This is a genomic window from Mastigocoleus testarum BC008 (genome assembly GCF_001456025.1).
GTDB classification, from domain to species: Bacteria; Cyanobacteriota; Cyanobacteriia; order Cyanobacteriales; family Nostocaceae; genus Mastigocoleus; species Mastigocoleus testarum.
Window position 1 is genome coordinate 123,993 of sequence record NZ_LMTZ01000140.1, and the last position, 17,523, is coordinate 141,515.

A 17,523-nucleotide genomic window follows, 5' to 3' on the forward strand; every position below is an offset into this window, starting at 1 on the left:
TTTTGATAGCTAAATATATGTAATTATTTGGTATGTTTAATTTAGGTCTTTAATTAAGTCTTAATTAAAATATTGCTGAAAGTTAGAGTCTATGTCTTAAACACCTGTTGATATCTTTATAGATTGAAAAGCTCTAAATTATTTATTTACTCTGATAAATTACTAGTAATATTAATCAGCCTACATCTTTGCTTACGGTTATATTACATGAAGTTTAATTGATGTCATGTCTGCTAAATCAGTTACCGCGCCCTTCTGACTTCTGACTTCTGACTTCTGACTATGAAAGACGCGCGGCTGCTAGCGTAGCATGCCGTAGGCATTGCGCCACGAACAGCCCGAAGGGCGCGGTAAGTTTTAATATTGTTTTTTGTTGGAATTGACAAAGTAGGAATTGGTTCCATTTACAGCACTTTATGAGTAAATAAGGTGCACTACACGCCAAGCTATTATCTTTTTGCTCTTTTTGCTGCACACAAAAAACAAACCTCCCAACGCTTTAATTCCCCTGGTGGAGTGGGACAATTACATTGAGGACAGAGGGACAAACCACGCGATCGCATTTTTATTGTTGTTCCCCAATCCTGAAAAACTTTTTGGGGATTATCTTTCTTAGGTTTTGTACTGGACTCTAATTTTATTTGGCGACCAATGTAACTGGGATGATGAGAAGGTGATAGATTTTGATTAACTTCATTATGTTTCTTTTGACGTTTCCACCCTGAAGTGGAGAAACGAATATCTAACAGAGGAGCGAGTGACAAGTCATTTAACTTGACAAGCAAGTTTTGTCGTTCGAATGTCAAATTCTGCGCCCAAGCAGCACTGGAAGTCGCAACCCATAATATTCCCTGCTTAATGTATAAGGGTTGAGTATGGGTAGCAACTACCTTACCTACAATTTGCGACCAACTATCTAGCAAATTCTGAAAAGGATCTTCTTGCCATTTTGCCTGATTTTTCAGAACATCTAAGATATTATTAACAGACTTAAAAGACATTCTGCCGGTTCTAATTCAAAAAAATAAAGTGTTCGTGCAATGTTTTTGTAATATTTTTATGATAATTTTCGTGCTAAATAGGCATAAAAGTATTTTATTGAAATTATTTTTTATTTTATATTCAAGTTTGATTTTATATTTTTCAATTGTTTAAATTCAGCAGTCTAAGTTTAAGGCACACAGGGAATGAATCAAAAATTAAAAACAGATACAGGCGATAATGAATCATCAAACACTCATTATATTAAGCCAAAGCTAGCAGCAGCTTTAGCTAGTTTAGAAGTACAACTGGATCGAGAACTAGCCCGATATAGACGCACGCGTCTTAGAGAACGAAAACCAGATCGAAGCCAATTTTGGGCATCTACTACGAATGGATTGGCGCAATCACAAGATATTCCTACTACACAATCGAATCAAACTTTAACTCCGGAAGTCGGAAATATTCCTAAAGAGGAAGCAAATGCTGAGTCTCAAGTTTCGGTCAACAAAATTGAAGCAACGACATCAGTACCTCCGCACTCCCAGGTTAACCCACAACCATCAAATTTATCCAGGGGGGATACAAAAAAACTAGAAATTGATCGTGATGTCAAGGAAAAACAAAGTTCTGAGCATGTTAGTCCTGAGCATGTTGATTCAGAACAGGTTAATTCACAACAGCCTAATTCGTCACAAGTAAAACCTAAAGTGGGGAATATTATCGCTGCTGAAGTTCCCCAGAATCAAAAAACTCAGGCTTCCCCTACAGAAGACCAAACTATTATTCAGTCGCCAGAAGACTATTTAGAATCTTCCGAAGAACTTCTACGAAGTTTTTCTGCAGAAAAAAAATCAAGCAAAAAATCAGAAGCAAAAACAGATATTTTTTTTACACCTTTGGGTATCGCTTCGATGTTGTTGCTGCTAATCACCTGTATTTTAGTTGGTTGGGTAGCTGCTAATCCTGGTGATTTGCCAAAACTGAGTTTTGGTAGATTATTCAAGCAAAACTCTGACAATGACTCGGATGATTCCCTTATTAAAGGTAGTAGTAGAAGTTTGACACAACCGCAAATTACTCCTATTCCCAAACAGCCAAACTTAGCGACCCAAGAATTTCCAGAGGTCAAAAATCCTGACGATGTGGTGAATCTTAAACCAAAACCCACACCAACAACAACATTGGAACCAGAATTAAATCCGGTAAACAAACCTAATGTTGAGAGCAATGAATCCCAATCTTCCGTTAACGATGATTCAGTAACACAAGTCGAGATACCTCAAGCAACTGAAGAAACACAAAAAACCGAATCTGATGCAGATATCAAACCCAGCGCTGATGGTTTCTATCATGTAGTTGTGGATAATCAAGGAGAAGAATCCGTTACTAAAGCTCGCCAAGTTGTTCCTGATGCTTACGTATCTGATGATGGTAAACTAATTCATCTTGGCGCTCTCAAAGCTAAAGAAAGAGCTAAAAAACTTGTCTCCGAACTCAAAAGTAAAGGGCTTAATGCAAAAATTAAATAAGCCACGTTAAGTAAGCAAGATGCTGACTATCGTAGGATAGTATGGTGTTAAAGACTAGCGCCAACAGCGAATTCATCAATTTTGGAGAGCTTTCATGGGGCTGATCGATCGTATCCTGCGAGTACTTCGCGCTAATATCAACAGTTTAATAAAAGGGGCAGAGGATCCTGAAAAAATTCTGGAGCAAACTGTTAAAGAAATGCAGGATAATTTGGTGCAATTGCGACAAGGTGTAGCGCAGGCGATCGCAACTCAAAAACGTACAGAAAGACAAGCCGCTCAAACCCAATCTACATCGGAAGAATGGTATCGTCGAGCCCAATTAGCACTGCAGCAAGGTAATGAATCCCTAGCAAGGGAAGCCCTGACAAAGCGCAAAGCTTATCAAGATACAGCTAAAGAATTATTTAATCATATAGATTCTCAAAAAACGGTGGTAGCAAAGCTGAAAAAAAATATGCAAAGCTTGGAAATAAAGATTTCTGAGGCAAAAACTAAGAAGGATATGTATATCGCCCGTGCTCGTTCAGCCCAAGCTTCCTATCGGCTTCAAGAAATGTTGGGCGATCTAACTGGCGAACAAAGTGCTTTTGAACGTATGGAAGAGAAGATTTTAGGAATAGAAGCTCAATCAGAAGCTGCTTCTGTTGGTGGAAATAATGAATTAGAACAAAAATTTGCGGCTCTAGAGAAAAGTAAAGAAATTGATTCGGAATTAACAGCAATGAAACAGCAACTTGCAGATGGAATGGATAAAAACAATGAAAGATAAGCTGATTTCGACCTAAGGGGTTTGTTCCAATCTAATTGATCTCAAAGCTAGAATCCTGAAAGCTAGAATTATTAATATTGGGCAATTACCAATCGTTCAGAATATCTTAAGAATAAAGTTTTATCCTGGAGGTAGGGGTATAGACAGAAAAAATTACATTTGAATTAGTAGTTATTAAATCGTAAAAAATCTCGCGGTTCTATACAGCGCGTAAATCTAAACAGGAAAAGTAAAAATTATGGGATTATTTGATCGTCTTAAACGAGTAGTTAGTGCAAACCTTAATGATTTAGTTGCTAAAGCTGAAGATCCTGAAAAAATTCTAGAACAAGCTCTTCTGGAAATGCAGGAAGATTTAGTCAAGCTACGTCAAGGCGTAGCGCAAGCAATTGCTGCCCAAAAACGAACAGAAAAACAATATAACGATGCTAACAATGAAGTGATTAAATGGCAGCGTAATGCTCAACTAGCCTTACAAAAAGGTGATGAGAACCTTGCACGTCAAGCTTTGCAACGCAAGAAAAGTTTTGACGAAAATGCTAATGCTTTGAAAGGTACTTTGGACCAACAAAGTGCGACGGTAGAAAATCTCAAGCGCAGTTTGATTCAGCTAGAAAGCAAGATTTCTGAGGCAAAAACCAAGAAAGAAATGCTTAAAGCTCGCAGTAGAGCCGCCAAAGCTCAAGAACAGCTTGAAGGTATTGTTGGTGGTATGAATACTAGCAGTGCAGCAGCAGCATTCGAGCGGATGGAAGAAAAAGTCATGATCCAAGAAGCTCGCGCTCAATCGGCAGCAGAATTGACCGGTGCTGATTTAGAAAGCCAATTTGCCCAATTGGAAGCTGGGAGCGATATCGATGATGAGTTGGCTGCAATGAAACTACAACTTTCTGGTGCTTCACCTAAACAACCTCAACTACCAGAGCAAGGAAATACCTCTCAAAACAATAATCAATCCAGTAATCAATCCAGTAATCAATCCAGTAATCAATCCAGTAATCAACCTAACGAAGTTGTTGATGCTGAGTTGGAAGCATTACGCAAACAATTAGATCAAATGTAACTTTTGATAATCTTTTTTATTTGTCCCACCTCCTCTCGGTTGTGGGATTTTGTTTACTCAATCAAAATTAAACTAATTAACAATTCAGATTTAATAGCGGGTTGTCGCTTTACCTTTCTGGAGTACAAACTTCCCAAGCTAAATATTTATCGCAGAATAATGGGCCATGTAAGTTTACGCGCCCTCCTTTGCTCACAGCATCCGTCGGCACATATAGCCCTAAGGGCAACTTGAAAGTCAAAATAGACGCACGTATGACGTTAATGCCCAGCCTTGTGGGGCGTCAGCACACCATACATTTTATTACTAATTGGTTTGAGCTTTCAGCAATGTCCTAACCTAATAGTGTCGTACCATATCATTAGCTCGGTAGGCTGTAAGCACAACAAAATACAATCTCCGTGAATAAGATTTAGCTTTTTGTAATCTCACACTTGAGTACAGTACAGTCTGTAGAAACGCCTTCATTGTTAGGAAATCGTGTCTGCAGGATATAGACCCCTCTAACTAAATTTTAATCTAGCGATCGCGCAACACTAACCTGTCTCTAAGTTTGGGAATTTGATTCAAGTGAAAACGCTATAACCATCATTGCAAAGGAAGAATTTGCGGACAGTGTTCGTTTGACCCGTTCGACTCACCAATATTAAACTCGGCGTAGCTGCCTTACAATAGGAGATATGCATCGTTCACTAGCTCGCAACAAAGCTTTTTAGGTTTAGCTGCAAACAACTTAACAATATATTAGTGCCAGATATCATAGACTTACCTGTGGGGTCATATGGCGCTACGCGCAATTCGTTAGCAGATCCGTAGGTAGCCCAGTCAAAGGCTAAGCGCGTGTCCGTAGGACATAATAGACCGTGCGCGCCCGTAAGGCGACCAAAAATTTACTACTCATAGCTTTAGCATTCATAAATATTCGACCCTAATTAAGTAGCGCTATATTTCTATAAATGCATGATTTTTTAGTGATTAGTTACTGCTGAAACTAGGGCAATAGTTTTCAGCAAAAACGATCAAAATACTGAATACTACTAATCAAGATTCTTTTTCTTATTTTGTTGTTGAATGGGAATGAAGGAAGATTGTTTAACCAGAAGTTTCCTGTTAAGTACTTCCGACAAACAATCTTCCCTCTGTAGACACAAATAAATAAAATTTGTGTTCATCAAACAGTAGAATATTTTTGCAGATAGTTGATTCTGAGGTCAACAATTATATTTTTACTCAATCAATGAGTATTTAAATTCAGAATTATTTTCCAAAAAAATTGTTTTATATTCAGTTGGCTACATACACTACCTTTAATGCAAAATGCGGTTTTCTGTATTGAAGGGTATTTTTATCACTTTAACACTCATCAAAAGTTGAAAAAATCACTTCAAGTTTATCTATTGCTAGGATTGTAGGTCACCGACTGCTGATTCAGAACAGGACTTTGAGAATAGTTGCCGATAATAAACAGGGGTGTTGCCAAAGTTAGTAGAGCAATTGCAGCTCCCAAAACGTCTACTACCCGAATTGAGTGTGGGTCGACAGAATTGGAAGACTGACTATTTGAGTCCATAAAAAATCTAGTTTTGATATATCAGTTTTATCTCAACTCTTTACTCAAGAGTCTTATTCCTATTTTAGCTATTTTCTTGAAATTAAGACATACATTAATCGCTAATATTGAGAGTATTTTTAATTTACTTAACATTTTAATTTATATTAGCAACTGTTGATACAAACAAAAAAATCAAATAATACCCAATACGACTTGTTATCAATCTAGCAAGACCTCTCAACACGTGGTGTAATGATTACGTCATTCATCTTTATAATGAATGGCATAAAAAAACACATTTGTCACTAATGGTATTTAGTAAATACCAATGAAATAATGAATATTTTTAAATAGTCAAAATATTGAATTTCTTGACACATAAGGGTTATAGCTTATAAATACTAATTATAATACAGGTTATATATACCGCGAATACACTGAGTGCTAATAAGATATTCAATTGCTAAATCAGTGCTTGCACTCAAGCATAAAATACTATGGGCTAATATAGTTATAAAACTTTTTTAACAGCGTTTATATACCGAAAAAATACAGATATGTGTTTCAGTTGTAGTGAGATACAAGTAGTTTAACTTAAAATTTTTAATAAAATGAACAAATAACATTTAGTCGATATTTATTTATATTTTCCAAAGCATTTTGGATAGTGATGTCGATTGATAGATACTTTTCTCTAGACCCAATAAATATCAATTTTGTCAATATATATATTGATAGAGTCAAGGTTGATAATTTGAAGATAAAAATATTATTTTTAATAGGCCAAGATAATTTGGCCTCATAACAAATTTAATTTATATAAATATAAAATCCTATCAGCAGATTGCAAAAGCGTGAGATCGAAAATTGCTGATAAATCGGAGATGTGAATCTTTAATTTTGATTGTCTGATGTAGTATTTTTTGCGAGTATTAAGCTAATTTAAGGTATATCTTAAGCGAAAAATGTCAAAATATTCATTTAATATGCTCCCGGAACTTTAACTTTGTTAACTTTCTAAGTGTTTGAGATATATTTAGTTCCGGTTTGAACTACATTAATTCACATAATTAAGCAATTCACATAATTAATTTTGGTCATGAGTCATTAGTTCAAGTAAATCTATCTTTAACCAACTAATTAGATATATGACTATTTTAATGAAATAAAAAATATAAACTTAATAAATGCCAACACTAGTAAGTACTGATAAAAAACCGCCGCTAATATAGGGCGGTCTAGTTAAGCAATCGGAGGGTATTTATAGCTTACTTTGCTATTTTCCTGACTGTTGTAACAAACTTTGCGTTAATTGTCATATATCCCACTCAAATTACAACTAATTTTTTGCATATGCGCTCATTGGTTCTTTAATAAATCGAATGTAGAGATGCTTGAAGGTGGATCTAATGAGACGAGGCATACGAAAATCTATAGGTACTAGTCTATCTGGCAGTAGCCAATCATCTACTTGCAATACTTCTGGATGTAAGTGAGGGAAATTAATTTCAGCAAGTGATGGACAAATTCCCAATCGCATCGATGCATTAATAGTTGGAACTTTATCTGGAGAAACCTTTAGTATTTCCACTAAGGTTCTGTCTAAAGCAAATATATTTGCAGATGCGCCTAAAATTCCTAGATGGCGAGGTTCACCACCGCTTGGTCCATTCCCTTGGTGACCGATAATTCCATCAACTATAGTTAGGTTTGGATTGACAGCTTTAGCTGTCTCTACCAACATACTACTAAAGCGGCTCACATCTTTTCCCGCTTCGAGATGCCACCAAGCTTTCATCTTTCCTGGTACACAACCAAACAAATTTTTTACGCCTAAAGTTAATACCAACTGAACGTGAGATTTTATTTTGGGCAAATTAATTACAACATCTGCTTCCATTGCTTCTTTGGACAACAGTAAGTGATTAAACTCTTTATTAACTACCTGATAACGCTTGCCATGAAATTCTACGATTGGTAACTTGAGATCTTCTAAAATTGATTGATAACCGTTCGCGATCGCTACCCCCTTTGCCGAACCAAAAGCGGGACTATCTCCTAAAAATGGCTTACCTCCAGCTTCCATTACCATCTGTGCTACCACGTATACTAATTCTGTTCGGGTAGTACATTCTTTCGTTGGACGCGAACCGGTAAGTAAATTAGGTTTCAGAAGAACTTTTTGTCCCGGCTTGACAAATCCTGCTATGCCCCCAAGAGGCTCGAGCAATGTTTCTAAAGAATTTCTCAACACTTCTCTACGATACGAATTAGCACGGATTAAACTGACAGATGGTGATTGCATATAGCGATCCTAAATTATTCGCAAACTCTAAAGAAGGAAGTACGTAACAGTTTTAAATGTGGAACATAGGTAAGTCTAGCAGAGAAAAATCAAAAATATTCGGCTAAGACCATTTTGGGATGCCTATTTGAAAATATTTTCTCCAGGGCATATTGAATTTTTAAAATTACGAATCAACTATTAGTTGAACTTGCTGGTTAGTTTGATTTGCTAACATAATTGTTGATATAAATACATGAAATTAACATTTTTATGAGTATTTTTGATGACTATTGATGTTTGCGAAGTTCAAAGCTAGAAACTACTTGCTCAAATACTTTTTCGTAATCTCTATTTGAGTAATTGTGATTTTGGGAATGGCTAATTACGATTACTTTGTTACCATTTTGGTTCGGTAGGACAATATTTTGAGCCTCATATAAACCACTGGAATGAAAGATAACAGCTTCTTGACCTGCAATGAATTGCTTTACTTGATTTTGAGTGGTACCAAACTCATCTTTGTTTTCTTTCAACCATTCGCTGGCATTAAGACGTTTGGGATTTTCTTCGATGGAAATGCTCACATTTGCTGGTAATTCGGAACCCTGAAATTTACCAGATTTAATTGCTTGATAATCAATCTTACTCCATACATCTATTCGTTGCTGTACTGTACCAGGTTCAATACTAGGTTTATTCTGACCCTTATTGACTACATAACCCTTGGGATATTTAAAGCTAAAGCCCAACTGCTGGCTACTAAATATTTGTGGTGTCTTAACTTTAGAAATTGCTTTGATTAATTTTTCTTGTTTCTTAGTTTTTTGTTTACCAGTTTCTTGTTTATTGGTTTGTTTTTGAGTCGTACTATTTTCTTCTTGGGGACTGATATTTTCTTGGGGGCTGATATCTAATTCCTCTTTGGCTGGTTTTATTTTTTCTTTGGGATTTGTCTTTCCTTCTAAAACATGGGGTGCTTTGGTGGGAAAACTATAGTCTGGAGCATCTAGTGCTCGGGTCGCATTAGATATATTATTTCGATCAATTGAAGGAAAGATAGGAGTTTTCAATCTCGAATCAGAATGATTTTCTGAATTTGGCTTAGCTGTATTTTGTGCGATCGCTTCACGACTACTTTTGGGTGTTGAACTTTGAACAACAGTTCTTGGTAAAGGTTTTTCTCCAAATTTAACCTGAGAAGATGTAAGAGTTGAAGGTTTGCTAGTTACAGAATTGGCAGGTTGTGGAGTGGAATCATTTATAGATGAATTACTGTTTTGACAGGCGGTTATACCTCCTAAAACAGAACAACAAAGTAAGGCACCAGAGCAAAACCATTTTAGGTTGTCACTGGCTTTCTTCTTCGGTGGTGATATTGCATAATTTTGCCGGTGCTGTGCAGACATATGTCGTTACTTTTAAACTATTTCAAAGCCTACAGTACTGCTTTACAATAGTCCCATAAGCTTTCCCGTATAGTTACATAATTTTATTGAAATTAGAAATTTTTTCCGAAGGGTGAAAAAGAAGAATAGGATATAGGACTTGTGACGGGAAGAATAAATATCTAGATCAACAGTTAGGGACCAATTACTGATCTTCTGCTCTTCGCATATTATTCCTGATATCACCAATTCCTAATCCCTATCAACTAAAGGGACTATTTGACTCATTTTTTCGAGATTCAATACTTTTTCTAGCTCTACTTCACTCAATAAACCTTTTTCTAAGACAATTTGCCGCAAGGATTTTCCAGTTGATAGAGATTCCTTTGCAACTTCAGCAGCATTTAGATATCCAATATGAGTATTGAGTGCAGTAACTAAAGCTAAACTACCTTCTGCATATTCCAAACAACGCTGAGGCATAGCACTTATATTTTTAATACACCTTTCGGTAAGGCTAGCAATAGTATTACCAAGAATTTCAATACTGTGGATCAAATTATAAGCGATTAATGGCATCATTACGTTGAGTTCTAGCTGTCCTGCTTGCCCTGCTAAAACGATCGCATTGTCATAACCCATGACCTGAAAACATACCATTGAAGTCATCTCTGCCATTACTGGGTTGTATTTTCCGGGCATTATAGATGAACCGGGCTGCACGGGAGGTAATTGGATTTCTTTCAGACCAGTTTTTGGTCCGGAATCCATCAAACGTAGATCGTGGGAAATTTTTACTAGGTCTTGGGCTAAATTACGCAAACAGCCAGATACATTCACAAAGCAACCCATACTTTGCATTGCTGCCATAGGATGGGAAGCAGGAGTTAAAGGCATGTCAAGAATTTCTGATAAAACTTCTACTACTCGGGCTCGATAATGGGGATGGGTGTTTAACCCCGTACCTGTGGCACTACCTCCTAAACCTAGTACCATTAGATCTCCTGAGGCAGTATAAATCCGGTTTTGATGTTCCGTAATAATTTGCGCCCAAGCACGAAAATTTTCGCCCAAACGCACCGGTACTGCGTCTTGCATGTGGGTTCTACCAGATCTGACTATTTCTTGAAATTCTTCTGCTTTTGATTCTAAAATCGCGATCGCATTCTCCAAAGCTGGATGTAGAGTTTTTGATAATGCCAGTAAGCTACCTATACGGATTGCGGTGGGAATAACATCATTGGTAGATTGTCCGTAGTTGACGTGGTCATTCGGGTTGAGGCACTTATATTCTCCTTTTGCGAAACCAAGAATTTCTAAACCTCGATTTGCCAGAACTTCATTAATATTCATATGATGGGAAGTCCCTGCGCCAGCTTGATATATGTCTACAACAAACTGATCGCGAAATTTACCATTTAGGACCTCATCCGCAGCTTGGACAATGGCATTGCTAATATTTTGGGGGATACATTTAAGTTCTCCATTGGTAATTGCTGTTGCTTTTTTTATTAATATCCCAGCATCTACATAAGTGGGTAGGGGCTTTATGCCGCTAATAGCAAAATTTTCTACTGCTCGTAAGGTTTGGATACCATAATAAACGTTACTTGGTATTTGGCGTTCCCCCATAGAATCTGTTTCAATGCGGAATTGAGAATTAGTTTGTTCGGTCATCAGCAATTACAAATATGAACGGTGGCTATTTACGGTGGCTATTTATTGTTACTTATTAGTTAGGAAAACTATTATTAACTATTAAAAATCGTCAATAAATTTATAAATCTGAAAGGGCAAGAAAATTATAATTTATTTTTTACAGCAACAGCATAAAATAAACTTACCCTTTTATATAAAATTGAGCCTAAAGATGATGTGGTGCGATGGGCAAGTAATTAGCGAATCCGATCCATAGGTAGCGGCTCCGGATCCGTAGGTAGCAGCTCCGTAGGTAGCGCAGCTATAGGTAGCGCAGACGCAGCCAAAGGCTAAGCGCGTGTTCGTAGGACATAATAGACCGTGCCTAGGCTTAACGTCACAAACACGGCTCTGGTGACCAAAAGCTTATAAATCATAGCTTTTGGGATTTACCAATGTCCCAACTTTATTACGTAGTGCTATATTGCACAGTGCTACAATTCACCGACTTAGCAAATATATTTGATAAATATAGACCTTTCTAAATAGTTGTTTCTTCTTGCCCAAAATGTTTCTTCTTGCCCAAAATATTAAATAGGAACAAAGCGAGTGACACTTCCCAATTGGATTACTTTTTCACGTTTACTTGGAATACCCTTCATACTTTATGGCTTACAAAATCCAACGCCACAATCGAGATGGATCTGTTTGATAATTTTTTTGATCGCGGCTGGAACTGACTGGTTAGACGGTTATTTAGCCAGGAAACTCAACCAAGTTAGCGATTTGGGTAAGTTTCTTGACCCTTTGGTAGATAAATTATTAGTGCTAGCTCCATTATTAGCCTTAATTGAACTGGGTCAGATACCAGCGTGGGGCGTATTTTTAATTTTGGCTAGGGAGCTAGCAATTGCTGGTTGGCGCGCAAATAAAACTACTATTACCGGTGCTAATATTTGGGGAAAATTAAAAACAGTTAGTCAAATAATTGCGATCGCACTTTTAATCGCACCTCTGTCTCAAGTTTGGCAGTTACCTTCTTTGGTTGTTTTCTGGATTTCCGTAGGTTTTACTTTGATTTCCGGAGCAATTTACCTTTTACCAAAACAATCAAACCTTGCAAAAGAGGACAGTTCTGACTAACTGAATAAATTGTTATGTTGTGCGATACTTTTGACTTAGCTTCTGGAAGCGCAGTATTTAATGTTTGCTAACTTGAAAAACTTCTACTTTTTCCTTAGACTTACTTGGTTCTCCATAATAACCCTTGTTGTAATAGTAGTAAGCAGATCCATTTTTAGGGGTAACACCATTAACCACCATTCCCAAAACTTGTTGACCTGATTGCTTTAATCTGTTTCTGACAACTTTAACAGTATCAGAGTCAACAGCTTCTGGACGTACTACCAATAATATTCCATCTGCTAGCTTACTGAGCATTAGTCCATCAGCAACTGCTGTTAGGGGTGGAGTGTCAAGAATGACAAAGTCATATTTTCCTTTTGCTTCTTCAATTAAAGAAGACATTCGCTGGGATTCCAATAATTTTAATGGGTTGGGAGGAATTTTCCCTACCAGTAACACATCCAATGCAGGTAAAGCTTTTTGAAGAGTATCTTGTAATTTTGATTGACCGACAAGGACGTTACTTAAACCGATTAAGTTCGGTCGTCTCCAAATTCTATGCTGACGAGGACGACGCATATCTGCATCTACTAATAATACTTTACGTCCTAGCTGAGATAAGGTTACTGCCAAATTTGCAGAAACAAAGGATTTACCTTCGTTTGGATTAGAACTGCTTACGACAATTACTTTGAGAGTTTTGTCAGAAACTGTAAATGCTAGATTTGTCTGGAGAATTTCAAAGGCTGAAGTGACTGATGAGTAGGGGTTGTCTAATACGGGTAATTCAATTTCTTGATTATCAGTACTTCCCTTGGTAGTTTTAGGAGTTTTTGGAATTGTTCCTAGTAAAGGATAATCCAGTAACTGTTTAATTTTATCTACTGTCTTGAGGGATTTATCCGTTCTTTCCAGTAGTAGAGCTGTTCCGACGCCTAGAAGAATTCCTCCGATTCCTCCCAATAAAAGGTTACGCGTAATATTTGGAGATATAGGATGTTCTGGAACTAAAGCTTCGGAAATAATAGTCGCATTACCTACACTCCGATTTTCTACTACCTGTACTTCTTGCAGTTTCTTTAGTAGTTCCGTATAGGTTAGCTGTGCGACCTCCAACTTTCGTTGCAACTGTCGCTGTGTTTGCTCCAATTTTGGTAGACTACGCAAACGTCCTTGTTGGGTAATAAAGTTTTTTCTTAATATCCCAACCCGATTAGCTGCTGCTAAACGTTCTACCTCCGATTTAACTAATTCAGCAGTTAAATTCTGTTTAATTTCACCAATTTGCAAATTTCTTTCGGATATGGAGTTCCCATTATCTATAAGTTGACCGACTCGTTTTCCTAGTTGATTTCTTAGAGCTTGCTCTTTTCCTAACAAACTTATAACCATTGGATGTTCGCTAGTAAACTGAGTTTGTGCAACAGCTAGCTCATCCTGCACTTTCTGATATTGTGTCAGTGCTTCTTGTACTATTGGGGACTGATTCAGTGTTGAGATTGCAACAGCCTCTTGAGTTTCTAATTGCAATTGCTTTTGCAGACCCTCAGAGCGAGTCGTAACTTCTCCTAGATATGCTTGGGCTTTGACAATTTCTTCTGATAAATCCTTGAGAGCCTCAACTCCTGTTTGTGCTTCTTGTTCGAGAGCTACTATTCCATTTTTCTCTTTGAACTCACGCAATTCTGCTTCTGCTCGGATTAATCTTTGTTCTACTTCAGGTAGTTGTTTATTTAAGAACTCGCGCGCTGACCTTGCTTCTGCTGTATTTGTACTAATATTATTTTCCTGATAGTCTTTCATTAAAGAATTAACAATCGCTGCAGCTTTTTGTGGATCGTTACTCTCATAAGAAAGATTCAAAATATCTGTATCACCTACGGCATTAACCCTAAGTTTTGATATCAATACACTAGGCTTTAAGAGTTTGCCTTTACTATCTCTTAAATTGAGCTTGCTAATAGTCTTTTGAATTATGGGACGCGAACGAATAATCTGTGCTTCTGTCGCCAAAGGATTACCTTTTCCAGTGATTGCTGCAACTTCTCCCATTTGACTATTTAAAGCTGTTAATGCAGAAACGCGGTCGCTGTTAAATCGCAGTTTACCTTCTGCACTATAAATCGGTTCTTGTTTAAGTGTATTAAAAGCTGCCATCCCAAACACAGAACTACTCACGATTAATGCAGGTAGCCAACGCCTTTTTAGAGTTAGCCAATATTGCTGCAGATCGATAAAATCGTCATCTTCTTGGTTAAAATCAAAAGAATTATGTGTCATAAATTTTTATAATGATAATTCTAGTAAGCCTTAAAGCGGATTTACTCTAGTATCGGAGTAGTTCTAATTTATATGTATTGTAGTGTGGCAAACAATTAATAACTTGAGTGTATCTATAAAGGAAGGATCTATTTAAATTAGTTTCTCACATATATCTCATAAATGATTTAACGTTATATTTACTCGATCAAGTAGATTAGATTATATAAATATTAGAACTTGGATTACATCAAAATAATTATGTATAGCATGATTCCTAGGCAATCTTAAAAGCAAAAGTATCATTTTTTTTTGTGCATGATTGTAATCTAATTCTCATATAGATAAATATAATGCCTTCCTTTCCCCGTATAACTTAAATTATCAATACGATAAATAGCCATTTCACTTTGCAATACTAGAAGACAGTCAAGAATAATATTACTGTGTTTAAAATAAATTTATATAAGTTTTTATCATACTTGTATCTAAATCTAGCTGAAGTTAGAGTAAAAATAGATATATAAGCTATTCAGGAGTAATTGTACTCACGATCTATATAGATTTTGAAACTTCAAACAAACCCTTATATTGTATCAGGACTTACGCAACATAAGCATAGCGTGTCCGTAGGACATAGATTTGTCATTGCGACAAAACGTAGTTTAGGTAAGTAATTCCAGCATATCTAGAGATTACGTCGCTAACGCTAGCCCGCAGCGTAGCTATTAGCAAAGCGTGACGTTAGTCATACGTAATAATGTTAATTTTGCGTAATCTCTATGTATAACTTATAGTTTTTATAACTTAAAGGTAGAATGAACAATCTAGATTACTGAATGGGGATTAAACTTTAAAACAATAATCCTAAAAAGCTATGTAGAAATGTATTAGTTGCTGAAATGCTTACTTATTCGAATTATTGGAGATTTTCGAATTATTGGAGATTTAATGTAAAGAGTATATAAATAAAAAAATAAAAATGTAATTTAGAACTCTTGTTTAAAGAATTTTTGTCGATTATTAATTAAATTGTCTAAATTAAAACATTGTAAACAGAATCTGCATTTGTATTATGATGTTTTTATGCTCAAGCTATATTCACATCTTACAGTGCAGGATGATAGAGGAATTTAAAGGTTTAAACCTTTGTTCCCAAAAGGATGTTAATTTCATAAATTCCTTTGACGGAGAAAACATGACAGCTGTGTGTTGAGTCACAGATATGATGATAAGCTTATTCTATTTTACTATTAGAAAATAAATATTTTTTGGGTTATTACTACCAATCTAGGAACTCAATATAGGTGTATTTTTTTTAAGTTGATATCTCTTTCATCGTGCGTCATAGTAGTTTATTCGAACGCTAGAACCACCGAAAAAATATCTCCGGGCCCGATTAATAATTTTCTTTGAAATTATCCACTATCTACCACATTCATATTTATATCACTCGTACTGTTGTATAATTCCTTTTGTTTCTATTGATACAATACTTCATGAGTATATATGACTGATGAAAATTTCTAAACCGGCACAAAATAGATTTTCGATAGACTTACCTCTTCCAAAAAAAAGCAATCCCTCCAGTGAAATGAAAGCGTCGGTGAAGTTATCAGTCATCACGCAATTTTTTCCACCTGATTATGCTGCAACAGGACAGTTAATAGAAGAGCTTACAAAATCTTTAGGCTTTGAAGGGGTTGATGTTGAGGTTTTTACAGGTCAACCAGGATATGCTTTTGGAGATTCTCATGCTCCAGCACGCGAAGAAGTTGGTAGAGTCCGAATCCAACGTACTCGGGCTACTAATGTTTGGCACCAAAGAATTCGTGGTAAAACCCTTGGTGGAGTCTTGTTTACTATACGGGCAATGCTTCATCTGTTAAGACATGGATCTTGTTACAATATTTTGCTATTGACAACTGCTCCTCCATTTTTACCAATTGTGGGGTATTTAATTCATATTTTCTACCGGATTCCTTACGTTTGCATTTTGTACGATCTCTATCCAGACATTGCGATCGCTTTGAATGTAGTTCAAAAGAATCATTGGTTAGCAAAAGTTTGGCAAAGTCTCAATAAAAGGATTTGGCGCAAAGCATCTGGAATAGTTGTTCTTAGCCCAGCAATGAAGCAGAGAGTCACAGGAATCTGTCCAGAGGTAAGCGAAAAAATTTCTGTTATTCACAGTTGGGGAAACCCGGAAATTGTAAAGCCCATACCTAAAAAAGATAATTGGTTCGCGAAAAAATATGACCTCAACAATAAATTTACAGTCCTCTATTCTGGTAATATGGGTCGATGTCATGATGTAGATACAATTCTAGAAACTGCAAAATTACTTAAAGATGAGCCTATCCAGTTTTTATGTATTGGTGCTGGAGCAAAACACAAGCAATTAATCAAGGAAATAGAGCAATTAAAGCTTAATAACTTCTTGTTTTTACCATATCAAGATAAGCAAGTACTTCCTTATTCTTTGACTGCTTGTGATTTATCTTTGGTGAGTGTGGATAAAGGTTTTGAAAGTCTCGTTGCACCTAGCAAGCTATACCCAGCTCTAGCAACTGGACGTCCAGTGGCTGTAGTTTGTCCACAAACTTCATATTTGAAACAATTAATTGCAGATGGAAGATGTGGTAGTACATTTGAAAATGGAGATAGTGAAGGATTAGCTAAATTTATTCAAAATCTCCAGCAAAACCGCAATTTAGCCAAGAAAATGGGAATTAGAGCGCGTGAGTATATGGAGTCTCATTTTAGCTCTAAGGTAATAACAAAGCAGTATCTAGAAGTTTTGTACCAAGCGAAAAAATGAGTCCGCTCTTAAATAATCATCAAGACGGATATTTTCTCTTTACATAAAAATAGGCTCTGTCGGGCCCGACAAATATTTGGTGATAAAGGAGGTTAAAAACCTAGAGGG

The 17,523-nt window shown here is 36.4% G+C and carries 12 protein-coding genes; 5 read left to right on the plus strand and 7 right to left on the minus strand.

Annotated features, from left to right (window positions below):
- Positions 1–242: 242 nt before the first annotated feature.
- Together BC008_RS50015 and BC008_RS37495 are read right to left on the minus strand one after the other, a co-directional pair.
- Complete coding sequence (locus tag BC008_RS50015; RefSeq protein WP_161938210.1) at positions 243–404, minus strand: hypothetical protein; 162 nt, start codon at positions 402–404, stop codon at positions 243–245.
- Positions 405–449: 45 nt separating this feature from the next.
- Positions 450–1,001, minus strand: coding sequence for a DUF721 domain-containing protein (locus BC008_RS37495; RefSeq protein WP_027838818.1), 552 nt, complete (start codon positions 999–1,001; stop codon positions 450–452).
- Between the two features lie 186 nt (positions 1,002–1,187).
- Here BC008_RS37495 and BC008_RS37500 point away from each other — a divergent pair, with 186 nt between their 5' ends.
- From BC008_RS37500 to BC008_RS37510, 3 genes are all read left to right on the plus strand, one after another.
- A complete protein-coding gene (locus tag BC008_RS37500) occupies positions 1,188–2,513 on the plus strand; it encodes a hypothetical protein (RefSeq protein ID WP_027838819.1) in 1,326 nt (441 codons plus the stop codon).
- A 94-nt stretch (positions 2,514–2,607) separates the two neighbouring features.
- Positions 2,608–3,285, plus strand: coding sequence for a PspA/IM30 family protein (locus tag BC008_RS37505; RefSeq protein ID WP_027838820.1), 678 nt, complete (start codon positions 2,608–2,610; stop codon positions 3,283–3,285).
- A gap of 238 nt (positions 3,286–3,523) precedes the next feature.
- Positions 3,524–4,348: a PspA/IM30 family protein gene (locus BC008_RS37510; RefSeq protein WP_027838821.1), complete on the plus strand. Its 825-nt coding sequence runs from the start codon at positions 3,524–3,526 to the stop codon at positions 4,346–4,348.
- A gap of 1,390 nt (positions 4,349–5,738) precedes the next feature.
- Here the strand turns inward: BC008_RS37510 and BC008_RS37515 are convergent.
- The 4 genes from BC008_RS37515 to BC008_RS37530 form a co-directional block, all read right to left on the minus strand.
- Positions 5,739–5,918: a hypothetical protein gene (locus BC008_RS37515; RefSeq protein WP_058184480.1), complete on the minus strand. Its 180-nt coding sequence runs from the start codon at positions 5,916–5,918 to the stop codon at positions 5,739–5,741.
- A 1,321-nt stretch (positions 5,919–7,239) separates the two neighbouring features.
- Positions 7,240–8,205, minus strand: coding sequence for a DUF362 domain-containing protein (locus BC008_RS37520; RefSeq protein WP_027838822.1), 966 nt, complete (start codon positions 8,203–8,205; stop codon positions 7,240–7,242).
- A 269-nt stretch (positions 8,206–8,474) separates the two neighbouring features.
- Positions 8,475–9,593: a hypothetical protein gene (locus BC008_RS37525; protein WP_058184481.1), complete on the minus strand. Its 1,119-nt coding sequence runs from the start codon at positions 9,591–9,593 to the stop codon at positions 8,475–8,477.
- Positions 9,594–9,824: 231 nt separating this feature from the next.
- Positions 9,825–11,249 (minus strand): aspartate ammonia-lyase, encoded by a 1,425-nt coding sequence (locus BC008_RS37530; RefSeq protein ID WP_027838823.1) that lies wholly within the window; start codon positions 11,247–11,249, stop codon positions 9,825–9,827.
- Positions 11,250–11,819: 570 nt separating this feature from the next.
- Between BC008_RS37530 and pgsA the strand changes: the two genes are divergently transcribed.
- Positions 11,820–12,353, plus strand: coding sequence for a CDP-diacylglycerol--glycerol-3-phosphate 3-phosphatidyltransferase (pgsA, locus tag BC008_RS37535; RefSeq protein ID WP_027838824.1), 534 nt, complete (start codon positions 11,820–11,822; stop codon positions 12,351–12,353).
- A 57-nt stretch (positions 12,354–12,410) separates the two neighbouring features.
- Here the strand turns inward: pgsA and BC008_RS37540 are convergent, their stop codons facing one another.
- Positions 12,411–14,615, minus strand: coding sequence for a GumC family protein (locus tag BC008_RS37540; RefSeq protein ID WP_027838825.1), 2,205 nt, complete (start codon positions 14,613–14,615; stop codon positions 12,411–12,413).
- A gap of 1,495 nt (positions 14,616–16,110) precedes the next feature.
- Between BC008_RS37540 and BC008_RS37545 the strand changes: the two genes are divergently transcribed.
- Complete coding sequence (locus tag BC008_RS37545) at positions 16,111–17,415, plus strand: glycosyltransferase family 4 protein (protein ID WP_027838826.1); 1,305 nt, start codon at positions 16,111–16,113, stop codon at positions 17,413–17,415.
- Positions 17,416–17,523 lie beyond the last annotated feature (108 nt).

Coding starts and splice junctions, on each gene's coding strand:
- BC008_RS37520 (WP_027838822.1), bottom strand. CDS start 8,205: ATGCAATCACCATCTGTCAGTTTAATCCGTGCTAATTCGTATCGTAGA.
- BC008_RS37530 (WP_027838823.1), bottom strand. CDS start 11,249: ATGACCGAACAAACTAATTCTCAATTCCGCATTGAAACAGATTCTATG.
- BC008_RS37505 (WP_027838820.1), top strand. CDS start 2,608: ATGGGGCTGATCGATCGTATCCTGCGAGTACTTCGCGCTAATATCAAC.
- BC008_RS37500 (WP_027838819.1), top strand. CDS start 1,188: ATGAATCAAAAATTAAAAACAGATACAGGCGATAATGAATCATCAAAC.
- BC008_RS37545 (WP_027838826.1), top strand. CDS start 16,111: ATGAAAATTTCTAAACCGGCACAAAATAGATTTTCGATAGACTTACCT.
- BC008_RS50015 (WP_161938210.1), bottom strand. CDS start 404: ATGGAACCAATTCCTACTTTGTCAATTCCAACAAAAAACAATATTAAA.
- BC008_RS37495 (WP_027838818.1), bottom strand. CDS start 1,001: ATGTCTTTTAAGTCTGTTAATAATATCTTAGATGTTCTGAAAAATCAG.
- BC008_RS37510 (WP_027838821.1), top strand. CDS start 3,524: ATGGGATTATTTGATCGTCTTAAACGAGTAGTTAGTGCAAACCTTAAT.
- BC008_RS37515 (WP_058184480.1), bottom strand. CDS start 5,918: ATGGACTCAAATAGTCAGTCTTCCAATTCTGTCGACCCACACTCAATT.
- BC008_RS37525 (WP_058184481.1), bottom strand. CDS start 9,593: ATGTCTGCACAGCACCGGCAAAATTATGCAATATCACCACCGAAGAAG.
- BC008_RS37540 (WP_027838825.1), bottom strand. CDS start 14,615: ATGACACATAATTCTTTTGATTTTAACCAAGAAGATGACGATTTTATC.